This window comes from Simplicispira suum (assembly GCF_003008595.1).
Lineage (GTDB): Bacteria > Pseudomonadota > Gammaproteobacteria > Burkholderiales > Burkholderiaceae_C > Simplicispira > Simplicispira suum.
This window is the reverse complement of record NZ_CP027669.1, coordinates 3,829,057-3,845,620: the sequence shown is the minus strand read 5'-3', so window position 1 is coordinate 3,845,620 and position 16,564 is coordinate 3,829,057. Positions and strand designations below refer to the sequence as shown.

The window sequence follows — 16,564 nt, the reverse complement described above, 5'->3', positions numbered from 1 at the left end:
GCTGTGCCTCACCCCGTCGCATGCAAGCGACGCGCCTCCGATACCAGCGGACCCCGCGCAAGGGCCGCCCCGCCGCGCTGGGGTCGTCCCCTCTCTCAAATCGCTGCGCGATTTGAGAGAGGGGGCTGAGGGGTGCGGCTCCAAGCCTGCCTGCGCAGGCTGGGACATCCCCGAAGGGCTGCCGCCTCTGGTGGCTGCACGGAGCGGCAAAGCCGCTCAGGGGGGAACCCCTAATACCACTGGGTCAGCACCTCTGGTTGGTGCGCCTCCTTGAAGAACCAGCGGCGAGCGCCCTGCACGTCAAAGCGTTTCCAGTGCGCCGGGTCCTGGCGCAGCCGGTCGGCAATGGCGTACATGGCCAGCGGGTTCATGCCCATACCGATGTGGCTGGCACGCACTTCGATGTTCTCGGTGTGCGCGTGGCGCGCAGGGTTGATGCTGCAGGGCCAGGCGACGATGCCGTCGGTCTTGCTGTAGATCGACGTGGTAGGAACCGGCGGGGGCTTTCGCACTTCGGCCAGCAAGGCATCATCGGGCGCTTGCTGGCGGCTGACCATTTTGTAGAAGCGCCAGGCATTGGTGGCCTTGGGGTGGCCGGTAAAGGGTGTGCCCAGGGTGATGACGCAGCGCACCTGCTCGGGCATTTCCTTCGCCAGTTCGCGGGCGTAAATGCCGCCCAGGCTCCAGCCCACGACGCTTACCGGGCTGCCGTGCTGCTCGCTAAGCGTCCGCAGGCGCTCGCGGCAGCCTTCGACCACACCTTCTCGCGGACCCAGGTTCAAGCCCTGCTTCCAGGGGTGGGCGCTGTAGCCCTGGCGTTTGAGAAAGCGGCGCAGCGCCACGGTGGTGATGTCCGAGGCGCCCAGGCCGGGCAAGACAAGGACCGGATGGCCGTCCCCCGTGGGCATCTTTGACAGCCAGGGGGAGACGGCTGCCAGACTGATGGCTTCCCACGGCGCCCGCGCTTCCATCATCAGCAGCCACAGGCCGGGGGCCGTCAGGCCAAGTGCACTTACAGGGTCGTCGCCGGCTTCCGGGCGAACCGGGCGAGGACGACGTGGACGAATGCGGGCGTAGAGCTTGGACACCATGCAAACATCCTAGCGACTGCGCGCAGTACTGCCATCCGCCTTGACCCGTGAGGCGCGTCGCGTACGCGACACCTTGTGCTCCGGCGCGATGGTCAGGGCTGCGGGCAGCGGCAGCGCGCGCAGCTCATCCAGCGCGGCACCCAGCGCCAGTGCCAGGGCTTTGACGTAGGGCAGGGCAGCTGCGTCGGCCATCAGACCGAAATCCATGTGGGCGTCGAAGCTCTGCACTGTGATGTTCAGTGCCAGTCCATGTACCACGATGCTGGTGGGGCAGTTGGCCAGCACGCGCGCTCCGGCCAGGTAGATCGGAACCTGCGGGCCGGGCACGTTGGAGATCACCAGGTTGGCCACTTGTGGCAAGCGCTCGGCCACGCGGGCCTTGCCGTAGAGCGAGGCAGCCGCTTCCATCAGCCAGGGAATGCCGATGGACGGGAAATCGGTGGGCAGAATGCTCTTCATCCGCCCCATGGTGGTTTTCATTGCCTGGCTGGCCGTGCGGATATGCGCCAGCCGTTTGCCTGGATCGGCCAGGTGGGTGCCCAGGCTGATCAGGCTCATGGAGGCCTGGTTGTCCGGGCGCGTATCGCCGGCCGGGCGCAGCGAGATCGGTACCGCCGCCACCAGGCTTTTGCGCGGCAGCTGCTGGTGCTGCAACAGGTAGCTGCGCAGCGCACCCGCGCACAGCATGAGAACCAGATCATTGAGCGTGGCACCATGGGCATGACCCAGGGCCTTGAGTTCCGACAGCGGCACGCTGGCCGAGGCAAAGGCCCGCGCAGGAGTCACTGACCGGTTCATCGGCGTCGCGGGCGCCAGAGTGACATTCCCGGAACCCTTGCCCAGCAGTTGTTTGGGGCTGAGCACGCCCTTGGCCGTTCCGGCTACCGTGCCGAGGGTGGCCGGCAGTTCGCGCACCAGGCGCACCACCTGGCTGGCCTCGTTGCCCAGGGCGCCGCGCAACATTTCGACCATGCCGATGCGAAAGGTTTTGCTGCGTCTGGACGGGCGTATCTCAAGCTCGCGCGGTTCTGGCGTGGTGTCGAACAACACATTGCCCAGCGCCACGGCCGCCTGGCCATCGACCGCCGCGTGGTGCACCTGCGAAAGTACGCCCACCTGTTTGCAACCACTCGCACTGCGGGGCAGGCCTTCGATGACGTGCATGCGCCACAGGGGCTTGCTGCGGTCGAGCAATTGCGGGTGCAGCTGGGAGACGGCTTCTTCCAGCAAGGCACGGGCATCCCGGACCGGGCTGCCCTTTTTGGGGCTGGGCAATGGGTGCTCGACGATGTGGTAATTCAGATCGGGTTCCGCATCGACCCAGGCCGGGTTGGCCAGATTGAGCGGCATCCACCACAGCCGCCGGCGCAGCGCCGGCGTGGCCGGCATGCGCGCTGCGTAAAGACGGCGCAGCGCGTTCACATAGCGGCCGCGAAAGCCCTTGGGCAGTTCGAGCAGGTGCATGGCGCCCACATGCATGGGCATTTCAGGTGTTTCCAGAAAAAGAAAGCTCGCATCCAGCCCGGAAAGCTGCTTGAACGGCATGGAATTTCTCCTGGTGGCTGGGTCGTTGGCTCTGTGGCGATTATTGGCCGCGAAGGCTCTCGCCACCCCGCGCTGCAGCCACTGCCTGCCCCAGCGCGATAACGGCCATGGCGTAGTAGCTGGACCAGTTGTAGCGGGTGACGGCATAAAAGTTGTCGGTACCCGCAACAAAGCTGGGCGCATCGCCACCGTTTTCCAGTTCGATCAGGGCCAGTTTGCCGCCATAGGCTGCGCCTGCGCCTTCCACCAGCGCCCCCCTGGCCGCCATGGACGCGACGCTGAAGCTGGGCAGGATGTCCGGTGCGAGCAGGGCGTCGAGGTCCAGCCGCGTGGCGTCAAAGCGCACTGGAAAATGCGTGGGCAAGCCTGGTTGCCAGCCGTGTCCGATGAAGTAGCTGGCCACGGAGCCAATGGCGTCTTCTGCGCTGCCAAACAGGTCGATATGGCCGCTTCCGTCAAAGTCCACTGCCCAGCGCGCCCAGCTCGATGGCATGAATTGCGGCAGACCCATGGCTCCGGCGTAGCTGCCGCGCGGCTCGAAGGGGTCGCTGCTGCTGCGGTGTGCCAGGCTCAGAAACTGTTCCAGCTCGCCGCGAAAGTAGGCTTGGCGCTCGGCGGCGCGCGGGTGGGCTTCGGGGAAGTCAAAGGCCAGCGTGGCCAGCGCGTCCAGCACGCGGATGTTGCCCATGTGCTGGCCGTAGAGCGTCTCCACGCCCAGGATGCCAACGATGATGTCCTGCGGTACGCCGTATTCCTGCTCGGCCCGCGCCAGCGCGGCGGCGTTGTCGTTCCAGAAACGCACACCGGCCCGGATACGCACCGGCTCGACAAAGCGCGCCCGGTAGGCGCGCCAGTTCTTGGCCGTGCCACGTGGCGCCGGCAGCATGAGGCGGGGCACCTGGGGCAGAAAGCGCGCGCGTCCGATCACGGCGCGCACCCAGGCTGGATCGAGATCGCGCCGCTGTGCCAGATCGTCGGCAAACTGCATGGCATCGGGCCGGCTGGCGTACAGGCGGCTCTCGGCCGGGGCGCTGGCTTCGGCTTCGGCTGCGGCAGGGACAGGTCTTTTTGATGGTTTTTTGGCTGTAGCGCTTATTGGTACTGCGCAGCAAGCTATAAAAATAAGAGCAAATCTCAAAAAATGCGGCATGCAATTCAGGCGGAGTGCGTTGGCAGCGCCAGGGTAGCAAATTGGCGGCGCAACTGTTTCAGGCGCGGCGCAGGGTTGCTGCCGTGCGCTGCGTAGCGCAGGGCTTCAAGCTCCAGCAGCCATTGCGCCAGCGGCTCGCCGGCCGCGCCAAAATGCGCGCGCACGGCCTCGGCCATGGCGCGCGGCGGCAGGTGCGCAGGCAGCGCCAGCCCCGCCTGTGCCAGGCGCTTGCGGGCCAGCGTGAGCAGGCGCAGCCAGGGGTCGTGCTGCAGCCGTTCCCACGCCGACCAGGCCGCACCCCCCAGCGCCGCAGCAGCCACCAGGCCCGCGAGCAGATTGACCAGGTCCTGCCAATCGGGTGCGTCAAATCCCAGGGCCTTGAGCATGTCGAGCTGGCGTGTCTGCGTGTAGTTCAGTACCCACTGGTTCCAGCGGTTGTTGGCCGCCTCCCACACCGCGCGCAGTTGCTGCGCCAGGCCGGGGCTGATGACGCGGTCCACCGCGTTGCCAAAGGCTCCACGCGGCGCGCGCAATCGGGTGAACTGGCCAATTCGCCCTGGGGAAACGGCGCCTGTGGGGTCCACACGCAGCCAGCCGCGGCCTTCGATCCACACCTCCGTCCAGGCGTGGGCGTCGCTCTGGCGCACGGTCCAGTAGCCGTCCACCGGATTGCGCTCGCCGCCCTGGTAGCCAGTGACGACGCGCGCGGGCACACCGGCGGCCCGCATCAGAATGACGAAGGACGAGGCAATGTGCTCGCAAAAACCCGCCTTGCGGTCAAACCAGAATTCGTCGGCCGTGTGCTCGCCGTACACGCCGGGCTCCAGCGTGTATTCGTAGCCGCCGGTGCGCAGGCGCTTGAGTGCAGCGTCCACCAGGGCCTGCGTGCCGCCTGCGCTGACTGCCGGGTCGGCGCGCATTTGCGCTGCCAGCGCCTGGGTGCGCGGGTTGGAGTCCGCCGGCAATGCACTGGAAAAGCGCAGCGTGCGCGTTTCGGTCAGCGGCCCATGGCGAAACTGCGGGTAGCTCGTGGCGCGGTAGCGCAGCACCTCGCTCACCGGCCGGATCGACAGCCATTCCAGATCGCGCGCCATAAAGGCTTGCAAGCCGCTCGCCTTGGGGCCTTCGGGCGAGGCGTCGAGCAGCAGCAGCCAGGGCTTTTGGTTCGGCTCAAGCGTCGTTTCGTAGCCAATGCCCGGGCCTTGCACTTCAAGCAAAGCGGGGGTGTTGGGGGTGTCGCGAATCGGCAGCGCCTGCCACTCGCGGCCGTCAAAGTCCGACAGCACCGGGCCACGAAAGTACATGGCCGATTGCGGCGGCAGCGCGCTGTCCGTGCCATCGAAACGCACGCGAAACGCCACCGTGTCGTCCAGCGCCATCTGCGCTATGTTGCCCACCTGCATGCTGCCAGAGAGGCCGCTGCGCCCGGAGAGCTGGTCTCCAGGCAAGCCCCACAGCGGCGCCATGCGCGGGAAGAAAACGAAGAGCGCCACCATCACCGGCGTACCAAAGAGCGCCATGCGCGCGGCCGTGCGCAGCGCCACGGCCAGCGGTGGTCGGCCCACCGGCATGTGGGCGTTGACCAGGGCCGTCAGCAGGCCCAGCAGCGCCACCAGCATGGCCGCTGCAGTAAACATGGACTGCGAGAAAAAGAAGTTGCTGAGCATCGTGAAGAAGCCCAGGAAGAAGATCACCATGGCGTCGCGCCGCGCCCGGGCCTCCAAGGTCTTGAGGGCCAGCAGCAGGGCGATCAGCGTGACACCGGCTTCACGCCCGAGGATGGTGCGAAACTGACCCAGCGTGGCCGCCACCGCCAGGACCAGCAAGGCAAACAGCAGCCAGCGCGACGGCAGCGGCCGCGAAAGCAGTGCCAGCCCTGTACGCCACAGCAGCAGCAAACCTGCGAAGAGCCCTGCCCAGAGCGGCAGGTGGGGGAACAAGGGCAGCAGCACGCAAGCGATGACGCCGAGCAAAAACAAGGTGTCGCGTGCTTCGCGGGGCAGGTGGCTCAGGGTGGCGCGCAGATTCATGCGGGCATCCAGATGCTATCAAACAAATAGCTGCTAACGTTTGTAAAATAAGCGCTAAAGGCCATTTTTACTAAAAATTTCGGCTTGAAATTCAACACAGCGCCAGTGCCTCCAGGCAGCGCAGGCGCTGCGCCGCGCCGCTGCCTTGTGGCACCACGCTGTCCGCAAGGCGCAGGCCATAGCGCAGACCCAGCCGGTCGGCTTGCAGCACCCAGGCGGTCAAACGCGCAATGCGTGCTTCCGGGTCGACCAAGCCGGTGCGGCCGGGTTCCAGCCACAGCTCGCTGCGCTGGCTTTGCTGGGTGTCGCGGCTGACGAGCGCGTCGGTGCCCGTGGCCAGGGCCTGCGCGGCTTTCTTCCAGACCACCAGTTTTTGCGGATCGCCCCGGCGGTAGGCGCGCACGCCGTCGAACTCGCCGCTGCCCGCGCTCTGCGTGGTGGGCGCGTCGCCTCCCAGGCTTTCGCCCGGCGGCAGCGCGGGTGCATGCGGTTCGGGAGCGGGGTAGACCAGCACCTGCGCCGCCGGCCGCCACAGCGCCCAGACGCGGAAAGTCCCCAGAGGAAAGCGCGTCTCGGCGGTGAGCACGGGCACATCGTGCAGTCCACGCCGCGCCGGCGCGAACGCGACTTGCACTACGGCGGCACCCTGGGCGGGCACATCGGTCCAAGACCACTGGCCGCTGCCTTGCACGGCCAGCGCAATCGCCATGCGCGGGCTGCGCCGCTCGCTGGTCAGCTGCACCTCCAGCGCCGCGCTGTCGCCGGCAAAGTGGGGGGTGGGCGTCTTGAGATGCAAGGACAAACCGCGCAGCGTGGCGTGGCAGACATGCATGCCCGCCACGGCGCTGCCGGCCAGCAAAAAGGTGAGCAGATAGCCCAGGTTCAGCTGGAAGTTGATCGACGCCACCAGCAGCACCAGCAGCGTCAGCGCAAGCATCCAGCCCGCTCCGGTGGGCAGGATGTAGACGTTGCGCTGGGTGAGCAGCGTCGTATCGGTGCGCGGCAGCCGCGCCATCCACCAGGCGCGAAAGCGCCGCTGCACCATGCCGGCCGGGTTCAGCGCTGAAGCCACACTGCGCCTTCGGAAAACGGTTTCTGTCATGCGAGGGCCACCGTGGAACTGGCTTCGCCAGGCCACCGGTGGCGTCCCCCGGAGGGGGAAGGCGCGAAGCGACTCAGGGAGTGCTTCATATCGGAATCGCCTCGACCATCGCCCGCACCTGCTCGATGGCGCCCCGGCCCGCATCCCCCACCGGCACCAGGCGGTGCGCAATGGTTTGCGGCAGGATGGCCTGCACGTCGTCAGGTGCCACGTAATCGCGCCCGCTGATCAAGGCCTGCGCTTTAGCGGCGCGCACCAGGGCAATGCCGGCGCGCGGCGACAGTCCCTGCAAGAACCAGCGGCCCGAGCGGGTCGCGGCAATCAGGTCCTGCACATAGGCCAGCAGCGGTTCGGACACATGCACCGCCTGCACCTGGCGCTGCAGCGCGGCCAGGTCTTCGCCCGACAGCAGCGGCAGCATGCTGCTCGCCATCTCGCGCCGGTCTTCTCCCGTCAGCAGCAGTCGCTCTGCCGCGCGGTCGGGGTAGCCCAGCGAGATGCGCATCAAAAAGCGGTCGAGCTGCGACTCCGGCAACAGATAGGTGCCAATCTGGTCGTGCGGGTTTTGCGTGGCGATGACAAAGAAGGGCTGGGGCAGGGCGCGGGTCTCGCCTTCCACGCTGACCTGTTTTTCTTCCATGGCTTCGAGCAGGGCGCTCTGGGTGCGCGGGCTGGCGCGGTTGATCTCGTCGGCCAGCAGCACCTGGGTGAATACCGGTCCTGGGTGAAACACGAAACCTTCGCGGCCGCGCTCGTAGACCGAGACGCCGACCAGGTCGCTGGGCATCAGGTCGGCGGTGAACTGCACGCGCGAAAACTGCAGGCCGAAAGTGTGCGCCAAGGCGTGTGCCAGCGTGGTCTTGCCGACGCCAGGCACGTCTTCAATGAGCAAATGGCCACCTGCGAGCAGGCAGGCCACGCAGTCCTGCACGCGGGCCTTTTTGCCCACAATCACCGTGTTAAGCTGATCAAGAATCGATTGAATTTTGGGCTGCGCTTGCATCCCGCGACGTTATCCGAAAATCCGCAGAACGAGCCAAGCGGGGAGACAAGACTATGGGCAAGACGGGTTATTTCACCCACCGTGATTGCAAAATGCACGAGATGGGCCCCGGCCATCCCGAATGCCCTGAGCGGCTCGATGCCATTGAAGACCGGCTATTGATCACCGGGGTGTCTGATGCGCTGGAGCACTTCGAAGCGCCGGAAGCGGCCCTGGCCGACATTGAACTGGCGCACACCCGGCTGCACATCGCCTCGCTGCGCGGCCTGACCGACTGGTTGCGCGAGGAAATGGACGCAGGTGGGCCGTCCTACACCCAGATGGACCCCGACACATCCATCAACGCCCACACATGGAAGGCTGCACTGCGCTCGGCCGGCGCGGCCATGGCCGCCACCGACGCGGTGATTGCGGGAGAGCTTGAGAACGCGTTTTGCGCCGTGCGCCCGCCGGGCCACCATGCCTGCCGCGACAAGGCCATGGGATTTTGCTTTTTCAACAACGTGGCGGTGGCCGCCAAATACGCGCTGGAGCGCCACCAGCTCAAGCGCGTGGCCGTGGTCGATTTCGACGTGCACCACGGCAACGGCACCGAGAACATCCTGGCCGGCGACGAGCGTGCCTTGATGGTGAGCTTCTTTCAGCACCCGTTCTATCCCTACAGCGGAGACCAGTCGCCGGCGCCCAACATGGTCAACGTGCCGGTGCCGGCCTATACCAAGGGCATGGAGGTGCGCGAACTCATCGAGATCATGTGGATTCCGCGCCTGGAAGCTTTCAAGCCCGAGATGATTTTCATCAGCGCCGGCTTTGACGCCCACCGCGACGACGACATGGGACAGATGGGCCTGACGGAGCAGGACTACGCCTGGATCACGCAGCGCATCAAGGATGTGGCAAACAAATATGCGAAGGGGCGCATCGTTTCCTGCCTGGAGGGTGGCTACGTGATGCGTGCGCTGGCCTTGAGCGTGGAAGCCCATCTGCGCGTGCTCGCTGATCTGTAGATTGGGCGTGTAAAAAGGAATAGCTCGCTATGTTTGCAATTCTGGGCTTGGTGCTCATTGCCGTAGGAGCGTGGGGTTTGCTGACGGGCAAAGTCATGGCCGGCTCGCGTGGGTTCAAGGCAAACACGTACACCCGGGAAGACAATCCCGTTCTTTTTTATCTCTTTGTTGCAATGTATGTTTTGGCCGGCGTCTTTGTCGTGATGAGCAAGCCTTGGTCGTGGGCTGGTTCTTGAGCGAGCGGGGATGCAGCCGGCAATCACTTGGAGAGTTTGATGAGTTCCACATCGCCAGAAGCCACGAGTGCCTTGCTGCATCAGCAACGCGACGCGCGTGGCGTCGCCACCCTGACCTTGAACGATCCGGCCCGCTTCAATGCGCTCGGCTCTGAAATGCTTGCCGCTCTGCAAGAGGCGCTGAATATGCTGGCGGGCGATGAAACCGTGCGCGTGGTGGTGTTGGCCGGTTCGGGCAAGGCCTTTTGCGCCGGCCACAATTTGAAGGACATGGCGGCGCACCCAGATCTCGCCTGGTACCAACAGCTGTTTGCACAGTGCAGCCGCATGATGCTCTCGCTGCAGAAGCTGGAGGTTCCGGTGATTGCCCGGGTGCACGGCATGGCCACGGCGGCGGGCTGCCAGCTGGTGGCCCAGTGCGATCTGGCCGTGGCGGCCGAAGGCGCCACCTTTGCCACCAGCGGCATTCACTACGGCCTCTTCTGTGCCACGCCCAGCGTGCCTCTGGTGCGCAATGTGCCGGCCAAGCGCGCCATGGAAATGCTGCTTACGGGCGACTTTATTGACGCGCGGACGGCGCTCGCCGAAGGTCTGGTCAACCGCGTGGTGTCCCTAGACGCGCTGGATGCCGAAGTCGAGCGCCTGGTGCAGGCTATCGTCGAAAAACCCAGGGCGGCGGTCGCCATGGGCAAGGCGCTGGTGTACCGCCAGCGCGAACTAGGCCTTGAAGCTGCCTACCAGATTGCCGGCCAGACCATGGCGGTCAACATGATGGACGAGGCCGCGCAGGAAGGTGCGCGCGCCTTTGCAGAAAAGCGCAAACCCAACTGGAAAACCTGATGCCCGCCAACGGCCCGCTGCTCGATGAACTGGGCCGCAAGCTGGTTGCGCTGGCTCAGCCGACGGTACTGATCGAACTCGCTGCTGCGCTGACGGCGCTGGTTCTGGCCTGGTTTTTTGTTGCGGCGCTGCGCCGTTTGAGCGGGCAGCGCGATCCTGATTCCATCCTGTTTGGCCGGCGCCTTGTTGATGGGGCACTGTTTCCCCTGGTGCTGCTGGTCTTTGGCTATGTGGCCCGCAATTTCGTGGATGACCACATTCCCCTGGCCGCGTTTCGGCTGGTGATTCCGGCGCTCATGTCGCTGGCGGTGATTCGCACAGGCGCCAAGGTGCTTCAAGCGGCATTTCCGCAGGCCCAGTGGCTGGGCGACATTGAGCGCACGATTTCCTGGCTGGCCTGGGGAGCCATGGTGCTCTGGGTCACGGGGGTGCTGCCGCGCGTGCTCGATGCGCTGGGCCAGGTTCGCTGGAAGATGGGCGGCTCAGAGATGTCGGTGCGTACCGTGCTTGAAGGGGCCATCACTGCGGGCGTTGTGCTTTTGGCGGCGTTGTGGATCTCTTCTGTGCTGGAAGCCCGGTTGCTGCGCTCGGCCACGGGCAGCGGACTGTCGGTGCGCAAGGCACTGAGCAACGCTATTCGAGCCCTGTTGCTCTTTGTCGGGCTGATGTTTGCGCTCTCAGCGGCGGGCATTGACCTGACGGCGCTCTCGGTGTTGGGCGGCGCGGTGGGCGTAGGCATTGGTTTGGGCCTGCAGAAGCTCGCGGCCAACTATGTCAGCGGCTTTGTCATCCTGGCCGAACGCAGCGTGCGCATCGGCGACAGCGTCCGCGTCGATGGCTTCGAAGGGCGCATCACCAACATCACCGGGCGCTATACGGTGATCCGCTCGCCAGGCGGGCGTGAATCCATCGTGCCCAACGAGATGCTGATTTCGCAGCGTGTGGAGAACCTGTCGCTCGCCGATCCGCGGGTCTGGCAGTCCACCGTGGTGAGTGTCGGCTATGGCAGCGATGTGGACTTGGTGATGCGCTTGCTGCGGGAATCGGCTTTTGCCAGCCCACGCGTGCTCAAAGACCCCGCTCCATCGGCTGCGCTGTCGGCCTTTGGTGCCGATGGACTGGAGTTCACGTTGGGTTTCTGGATCGTGGACCCCGAGAACGGCACGCTGTCGCTGCGCTCAGACATCAACCTGGCCATCCTGCGGGCGCTGCGCGCGCATGGCATTGAGATTCCCTTCCCGCAGCGCGTGGTGCAATTTCAGGGTGTGGGCCCCACCGCACAGGCGGCGGGCGGGGCGATTGTGCCGAATGTGCCACCGGACTCGGCACAGGCGGCTACAAGTGCCCTATAATTTGAAAAAGCACGATCGTTCGTTTTTGTGTGCCGCTGGTTCCGTTCAACGGCGGGAATGCGCGTCATAGAATGATCTGGTTTACGTAAACGTCAATTCAACCAACTCTAAGGAGCCGCAGCAATGAAGGTCTTGGTCCCTGTCAAGCGCGTGGTGGACTACAACGTCAAGGTCCGTGTGAAATCGGACAACAGCGGTGTAGACATTGCCAACGTCAAGATGAGCATGAACCCGTTCGATGAAATCGCCGTCGAAGAAGCCGTGCGCCTGAAGGAAAAAGGCCTGGTCACGGAAATCATCGCCGTCTCCTGCGGCGTCGCCCAGTGCCAGGAAACCCTGCGCACCGCCATGGCCATTGGCGCCGATCGCGCCATCCTGGTCGAAACCAGCGAAGAGTTGCAGCCCCTGGCCGTCGCCAAGCTGCTCAAGGCGCTGGTCGACAAAGAGCAGCCCCAGCTTGTCATTCTGGGCAAGCAAGCCATCGACGACGATGCCAATCAGGTGGGCCAGATGCTCGCCGCCCTGTGCGACTGGCCGCAGGCGACATTCGCCAGCAAGGTGGAACTCACAGCAGACAAAGTCAGCGTTACGCGTGAAATCGACGGCGGCGCCGAGACGCTCGCGCTCAGGCTGCCTGCGGTCATCACCACCGACCTGCGCCTGAACGAGCCGCGCTACGTCACGCTGCCCAACATCATGAAGGCCAAGAAGAAGACGCTTGAGAACCTCAAGCCCGAAGAACTCGGTGTCGACGTGACGCCGCGCCTCAAGACGCTCAAGGTCAGCGAGCCGCCCAAGCGTGGCGCCGGCATCAAGGTGCCTGACGTGGCCACCCTGGTCGACAAGCTCAAGAACGAAGCCAAAGTGCTCTAAGGAGAACAAGAATGACCACACTCGTCATCGCCGAACACGACAACGCCAGCCTCAAGGGCGCCACCTTCAACACCGTGACCGCTGCCAGCCAGTGCGGCGGTGAGGTTCACGTTCTGGTCGCCGGCCACAACGCCGGCCCCGCTGCCGAAGCCGCCGCCAAGATTGCCGGCGTCACCAAAGTGCTGCACGCCGACGCCGCCGCGCTCGAGCACGGTCTGGCCGAGAACGTCGCTGCCCAGGTGCTGGCTGTTGCCAGCAACTACAGCCACATCCTGTTTGCCGCCACCGCCGGCGGCAAGAACGTGGCGCCACGCGTCGCTGCCAAGCTGGACGTCGCGCAGATCAGCGACATCAGCAAGGTCGACAGCCCCGACACCTTCGAGCGTCCCATCTACGCCGGCAACGCCATTGCTACGGTGCAAAGCCAGGATGCGACCAAAGTCATCACCGTGCGTGGTACCGGCTTTGACGCAGCGGCCGCCACCGGTGGCAGCGCCAGCGTCGAGAAGATCGATGCCGTTGCAGACGCAGGCAAGAGCAGCTTTGTGGGTAGCGAAATTGCCAAGAACGACCGCCCCGATCTGACTGCCGCCAAGATCATCGTCTCGGGTGGCCGGGCATTGGGCAGCAAGGAAAAGTTCGACGAAGTCATGACCCCGCTGGCCGACAAGCTGGGCGCTGCCATTGGCGCCAGCCGCGCTGCGGTGGACGCGGGCTACGCGCCGAACGACCTGCAGGTCGGCCAGACCGGCAAGATCGTCGCGCCGCAACTCTATATTGCCGCCGGCATCTCAGGGGCGATCCAGCACCTGGCCGGCATGAAGGATTCCAAAGTGATCGTCGCGATCAACAAGGATGCCGAAGCGCCAATTTTCAGCGTGGCCGACTACGGTCTGGAAGCCGATTTGTTCGTCGCCATTCCCGAGCTGATCAAGGCGCTGTAACAGCGCTTTCTGTGTCTACTGTGCATCGGGTGCCTGCAGGATCCCGATGCACCTGCACTCCGAGCAGTTGTTTCCTCTAGGAGGCGGCACATGGTTTCTGGCATTCAACATCATTCCACTTTGGTCACGCAGCTGGTGGGCGACCACCGGCAGCTGCTGGAGTCATTTGGTGTGCTGAAAAAAACGGCTGAAGCGAACGATGCGACAGGGTTCAAGCGGGAACTCCAGGGCTTCAAAGCTCTGTTGATTCCGCATCTGCTTGAGGAAGCCGTCCGGCTGTACACCTTTTTGCGCCAGGAATTCAAGACCCGAGGCGACGCCGGTAGCTATCAGTTGGTGAATGACTACAAAAGTGAAATGAAGGGCATTGGCGATGCCGCAGTGCATTTTGTCGACACCTATAGCGCCACTGCCGAAGACGCCATCGATTTTCAAGAGGCGCGCGCCAGCCTGCATGAGATCGGCCGTCTGCTGGGCGACCGGATTCGCCGCGAGGAAACCGAGCTGTACCCCCTGTACCAATCACTTCATTGACCCTTCCTACAGACTCCGCTTATGTCCTACCAAGCCCCCATCAAAGACATGCTGTTTGCCATCGAGCATTTGGCACAAATCGACCAGGTAGCACAGCTGCCCGGTTTCGAAGACGCGGGCCTGGATACCGCCCAGGCCGTGCTTGAGGAGTGCGCCAAACTGGCCGAGGGCGTGCTGGCGCCGCTGAACTGGGAGGGTGATCAGAATCCTTCCGCGCTCAAGGACGGCGCGGTGAAGACCACGCCCGGTTTCAAAGATGCGTACCGTCAGTACACCGAAGGCGGCTGGCAGGGTCTGCAGCACCCGCAGGATTTTGGCGGCCAAGGCCTGCCCAAGACCATTGGCGCGGCCTGCATTGAAATGATCAACAGCGCCAACATGAGTTTTGCGCTGTGCCCGTTGCTGACCGATGGCGCCATCGAGGCCTTGCTGACAGCAGGCAGCGACGCGTTGAAGGCGACCTACCTGGAAAAACTGGTGACCGGCGAGTGGACCGGCACCATGAACCTCACCGAGCCACAGGCGGGCTCTGACCTGGCGCTGGTGCGCACCCGCGCCGAGCCTCAGGGCGACGGAACCTACAAGGTGTTCGGCACCAAGATTTTCATCACCTACGGTGAGCACGACATGGCCGAGAACATCGTCCATCTGGTGCTGGCCCGTGTGCAGGGCGCGCCGGAAGGCGTGAAAGGCATCAGCCTGTTTGTGGTGCCCAAGTTCATGGTGAACGCCGATGGCAGTCTGGGCGCGCGCAACGACGCGCATTGCGTCAGCATCGAGCACAAGCTGGGCATCAAGGCCAGCCCGACCGCGGTACTGCAGTTTGGCGACAACGCAGGCGCTGTGGGCTACCTCGTCGGTGAGGAGAACCGCGGCCTCGAGTACATGTTCATCATGATGAACGCCGCGCGCTACGCCGTCGGCATGCAGGGCATTGCCATTGCCGAGCGCGCCTACCAGAAGGCCGTGGCCTACGCACGCGAGCGCGTGCAGAGCCGGCCCGTGGATGGCAGCATGAAGGAGAGCGCCACCATCATTCACCACCCCGACGTGCGCCGCATGCTCATGACCATGCGCGCCCACACCGAGGGCTGCCGCGCCATGGCCACCGTGGCGGCGGCCGCGTACGACGCTGCCCACCACCATGCCGATGCGCAGGTGCGCAAGGACAGCGCGGCCTTCTACGAATTCATGGTGCCGCTGGTCAAGGGCTACAGCACCGACATGAGCATCGACGTGACCAGCATGGGCGTGCAGGTGCACGGTGGCATGGGCTTCATCGAGGAAACCGGCGCCGCGCAGTATTACCGCGACGCGCGCATTCTCACCATCTACGAGGGCACCACCGCCATCCAGGCCAACGACCTGGTGGGCCGCAAGACGGCGCGCGACGGCGGGGCTGTGGCCCGCGCCATTGCCGCGCAGATCGAGCAGACCGAGGCGGCCTTGCATGCCAACAGCAGCGGCGCTGCGCAAACGGTGGCGGCGCGGCTTGAGACGGCGCGCCTGGCCTACCTTGACGTGGTGGAGTTCGTCGTCAAGCACGGCAAGTCGTCCCCCAACGCCGTCTTTGCCGGCAGCGTCCCGTACTTGCTGCTGGCGGGCCGCTTGGTGGCCGGCTGGCAATTGGCGCGCTCGCTGCTGGTGGCCGATGCGCTGTTGCAGAAGGGACAGGACACGGCCTTCATGCAGGCCAAGATAGTGACCGCACAGTTCTACGCCGACCATGTGCTGAGCAGCATTCCCGGAATGCGCGACGCCATCGTGGCCGGCGCAGGCAGCGTGACCGAGCTGGCCCTGGATGCTTTCTGAACCGGGTCTTGCTATTTAATTAATAGCAATTAGCGCTTGTTGGATAAGCGCTAGAGCCTGTTTTTTATCAAATTTTTGAGTGCCATGTCCAAGCTTCCACCTGTTTTGCAAAATCGCTCGCTTCCAGTCATTGGCGCGCCGCTGTTCATTGTCAGCAATCCCAAGCTCGTCATTGCGCAATGCCAGGCCGGCATTGTGGGTTCGATGCCGGCGCTCAATGCGCGCCCGGCCGAGCAGCTGGACGAGTGGCTGGCCGAGATCACCGAGACCCTGGCCGCCTGGAACAAGGCGCACCCGGAGCAGCCTGCGGCGCCATTTGCCATCAACCAGATCGTGCACAAGAGCAACGACCGTCTGGAGCACGACATGCAGGTCTGCGCCAAGTACAAGGTGCCGATAGTGATTACCAGCCTGGGCGCGCGCGAGGACGTCAACCAGGCCGTGCACAGCTGGGGCGGTGTGGTGCTGCACGACATCATCAACAACAGGTTTGCCCACAAGGCGATCGAGAAGGGCGCTGACGGCCTGATTGCAGTTGCGGCGGGGGCCGGTGGCCACGCGGGGGTCAAAAGTCCATTCGCACTGATTCAGGAAATCCGCCAGTGGTTTGACGGCCCCGTCGCCCTCAGCGGCGCCATTGCCACGGGCGATGCTGTGCTGGCCGCCCAGGCCATGGGCGCCGATTTCGCCTATATCGGCTCAGCCTTCATCGCCACCGAGGAGGCGCGCGCCAGCGACGCTTACAAGCAGGCGATCGTGGATGGCAACTCCGACGACATCGTCTACAGCAACTTGTTCACTGGCGTGCATGGCAATTACCTGGCCGCCTCGATCCGCGCTGCCGGTATGGACCCTGAGCATTTGCCCGAGTCCGATCCGAGCAAGATGAATTTTGGTGGCGACGCCAAGAAGGCCTGGAAGGATATCTGGGGCTGCGGCCAAGGCATCGGTGCCGTCACGGAGATCACCGGCACCGCTGTTCTGGTGGAACGCTTGCGCGCACAATACCAGGCAGCTCGCGCACGGCTCGCCCTGTAGAGGCAAG

At 64.5% G+C, this 16,564-nt stretch carries 15 protein-coding genes; 9 read left to right on the top strand and 6 right to left on the bottom strand.

Annotated features, from left to right (window positions below; all coding sequences use genetic code 11):
• Nucleotides 1-230: 230 nt before the first annotated feature.
• The 6 genes from C6571_RS17765 to C6571_RS17740 form a co-directional block, all read right to left on the bottom strand.
• Nucleotides 231-1,091 carry an esterase/lipase family protein gene (locus C6571_RS17765; protein ID WP_106447872.1) on the bottom strand — a complete coding sequence of 287 codons (861 nt, stop codon included), beginning with the start codon at nucleotides 1,089-1,091 and terminating at the stop codon, nucleotides 231-233.
• A gap of 9 nt (nucleotides 1,092-1,100) precedes the next feature.
• Nucleotides 1,101-2,636, bottom strand: coding sequence for a wax ester/triacylglycerol synthase family O-acyltransferase (locus tag C6571_RS17760; RefSeq protein WP_170094800.1), 1,536 nt, complete (start codon nucleotides 2,634-2,636; stop codon nucleotides 1,101-1,103).
• Between the two features lie 40 nt (nucleotides 2,637-2,676).
• Nucleotides 2,677-3,786: a lytic murein transglycosylase B gene (gene mltB, locus C6571_RS17755; RefSeq protein WP_106447870.1), complete on the bottom strand. Its 1,110-nt coding sequence runs from the start codon at nucleotides 3,784-3,786 to the stop codon at nucleotides 2,677-2,679.
• A 5-nt stretch (nucleotides 3,787-3,791) separates the two neighbouring features.
• Nucleotides 3,792-5,816 (bottom strand): transglutaminase TgpA family protein, encoded by a 2,025-nt coding sequence (locus tag C6571_RS17750; protein WP_106447869.1) that lies wholly within the window; start codon nucleotides 5,814-5,816, stop codon nucleotides 3,792-3,794.
• Between the two features lie 91 nt (nucleotides 5,817-5,907).
• Nucleotides 5,908-6,918 carry a DUF58 domain-containing protein gene (locus C6571_RS17745; RefSeq protein ID WP_106448327.1) on the bottom strand — a complete coding sequence of 337 codons (1,011 nt, stop codon included), beginning with the start codon at nucleotides 6,916-6,918 and terminating at the stop codon, nucleotides 5,908-5,910.
• Between the two features lie 85 nt (nucleotides 6,919-7,003).
• Nucleotides 7,004-7,921: an AAA family ATPase gene (locus C6571_RS17740; RefSeq protein WP_106447868.1), complete on the bottom strand. Its 918-nt coding sequence runs from the start codon at nucleotides 7,919-7,921 to the stop codon at nucleotides 7,004-7,006.
• Between the two features lie 53 nt (nucleotides 7,922-7,974).
• Between C6571_RS17740 and C6571_RS17735 the strand changes: the two genes are divergently transcribed.
• The 9 genes from C6571_RS17735 (at nucleotide 7,975) to C6571_RS17695 (ending at nucleotide 16,557) form a co-directional block, all read left to right on the top strand.
• Entirely contained in the window at nucleotides 7,975-8,928 is a 954-nt protein-coding gene (locus C6571_RS17735) for a histone deacetylase family protein (protein WP_106447867.1), read from the top strand.
• Nucleotides 8,929-8,957: 29 nt separating this feature from the next.
• Nucleotides 8,958-9,164, top strand: a complete 207-nt coding sequence (locus C6571_RS17730) for a hypothetical protein (RefSeq protein ID WP_106447866.1) — start codon at nucleotides 8,958-8,960, stop codon at nucleotides 9,162-9,164.
• 39 nt (nucleotides 9,165-9,203) lie between these two features.
• Nucleotides 9,204-10,004 carry an enoyl-CoA hydratase gene (locus C6571_RS17725; RefSeq protein ID WP_106447865.1) on the top strand — a complete coding sequence of 267 codons (801 nt, stop codon included), beginning with the start codon at nucleotides 9,204-9,206 and terminating at the stop codon, nucleotides 10,002-10,004.
• The gene (locus C6571_RS17720) at nucleotides 10,004-11,356 is read left to right on the top strand and encodes a mechanosensitive ion channel family protein (RefSeq protein ID WP_106447864.1); all 1,353 of its coding nucleotides are present in this window, start codon (nucleotides 10,004-10,006) and stop codon (nucleotides 11,354-11,356) included. The genes C6571_RS17725 and C6571_RS17720 overlap by 1 nt, the downstream gene beginning before the upstream one ends.
• 123 nt (nucleotides 11,357-11,479) lie before the next feature.
• A complete protein-coding gene (locus tag C6571_RS17715) occupies nucleotides 11,480-12,229 on the top strand; it encodes an electron transfer flavoprotein subunit beta/FixA family protein (protein ID WP_106447863.1) in 750 nt (249 codons plus the stop codon).
• 11 nt (nucleotides 12,230-12,240) lie between these two features.
• Nucleotides 12,241-13,173, top strand: coding sequence for an electron transfer flavoprotein subunit alpha/FixB family protein (locus C6571_RS17710; protein ID WP_106447862.1), 933 nt, complete (start codon nucleotides 12,241-12,243; stop codon nucleotides 13,171-13,173).
• Between the two features lie 90 nt (nucleotides 13,174-13,263).
• The gene (locus C6571_RS17705; protein WP_106447861.1) at nucleotides 13,264-13,707 is read left to right on the top strand and encodes a hemerythrin domain-containing protein; all 444 of its coding nucleotides are present in this window, start codon (nucleotides 13,264-13,266) and stop codon (nucleotides 13,705-13,707) included.
• Between the two features lie 21 nt (nucleotides 13,708-13,728).
• Complete coding sequence (locus C6571_RS17700) at nucleotides 13,729-15,519, top strand: acyl-CoA dehydrogenase (RefSeq protein WP_106447860.1); 1,791 nt, start codon at nucleotides 13,729-13,731, stop codon at nucleotides 15,517-15,519.
• An 84-nt stretch (nucleotides 15,520-15,603) separates the two neighbouring features.
• A complete protein-coding gene (locus tag C6571_RS17695) occupies nucleotides 15,604-16,557 on the top strand; it encodes an NAD(P)H-dependent flavin oxidoreductase (protein ID WP_106447859.1) in 954 nt (317 codons plus the stop codon).
• The last annotated feature ends 7 nt before the right edge of the window (nucleotides 16,558-16,564 follow it).

Excerpts from the sequence above, each read along its gene's own strand:
- C6571_RS17735 (WP_106447867.1), top strand. The coding sequence starts at position 7,975 with ATGGGCAAGACGGGTTATTTCACCCACCGTGATTGCAAAATGCACGAG.
- C6571_RS17705 (WP_106447861.1), top strand. The coding sequence starts at position 13,264 with ATGGTTTCTGGCATTCAACATCATTCCACTTTGGTCACGCAGCTGGTG.
- C6571_RS17745 (WP_106448327.1), bottom strand. The coding sequence starts at position 6,918 with ATGACAGAAACCGTTTTCCGAAGGCGCAGTGTGGCTTCAGCGCTGAAC.
- C6571_RS17715 (WP_106447863.1), top strand. The coding sequence starts at position 11,480 with ATGAAGGTCTTGGTCCCTGTCAAGCGCGTGGTGGACTACAACGTCAAG.
- C6571_RS17695 (WP_106447859.1), top strand. The coding sequence starts at position 15,604 with ATGTCCAAGCTTCCACCTGTTTTGCAAAATCGCTCGCTTCCAGTCATT.
- mltB (WP_106447870.1), bottom strand. The coding sequence starts at position 3,786 with ATGCCGCATTTTTTGAGATTTGCTCTTATTTTTATAGCTTGCTGCGCA.
- C6571_RS17760 (WP_170094800.1), bottom strand. The coding sequence starts at position 2,636 with ATGCCGTTCAAGCAGCTTTCCGGGCTGGATGCGAGCTTTCTTTTTCTG.
- C6571_RS17750 (WP_106447869.1), bottom strand. The coding sequence starts at position 5,816 with ATGAATCTGCGCGCCACCCTGAGCCACCTGCCCCGCGAAGCACGCGAC.
- C6571_RS17720 (WP_106447864.1), top strand. The coding sequence starts at position 10,004 with ATGCCCGCCAACGGCCCGCTGCTCGATGAACTGGGCCGCAAGCTGGTT.
- C6571_RS17765 (WP_106447872.1), bottom strand. The coding sequence starts at position 1,091 with ATGGTGTCCAAGCTCTACGCCCGCATTCGTCCACGTCGTCCTCGCCCG.
- C6571_RS17730 (WP_106447866.1), top strand. The coding sequence starts at position 8,958 with ATGTTTGCAATTCTGGGCTTGGTGCTCATTGCCGTAGGAGCGTGGGGT.
- C6571_RS17740 (WP_106447868.1), bottom strand. The coding sequence starts at position 7,921 with ATGCAAGCGCAGCCCAAAATTCAATCGATTCTTGATCAGCTTAACACG.
- C6571_RS17710 (WP_106447862.1), top strand. The coding sequence starts at position 12,241 with ATGACCACACTCGTCATCGCCGAACACGACAACGCCAGCCTCAAGGGC.
- C6571_RS17725 (WP_106447865.1), top strand. The coding sequence starts at position 9,204 with ATGAGTTCCACATCGCCAGAAGCCACGAGTGCCTTGCTGCATCAGCAA.
- C6571_RS17700 (WP_106447860.1), top strand. The coding sequence starts at position 13,729 with ATGTCCTACCAAGCCCCCATCAAAGACATGCTGTTTGCCATCGAGCAT.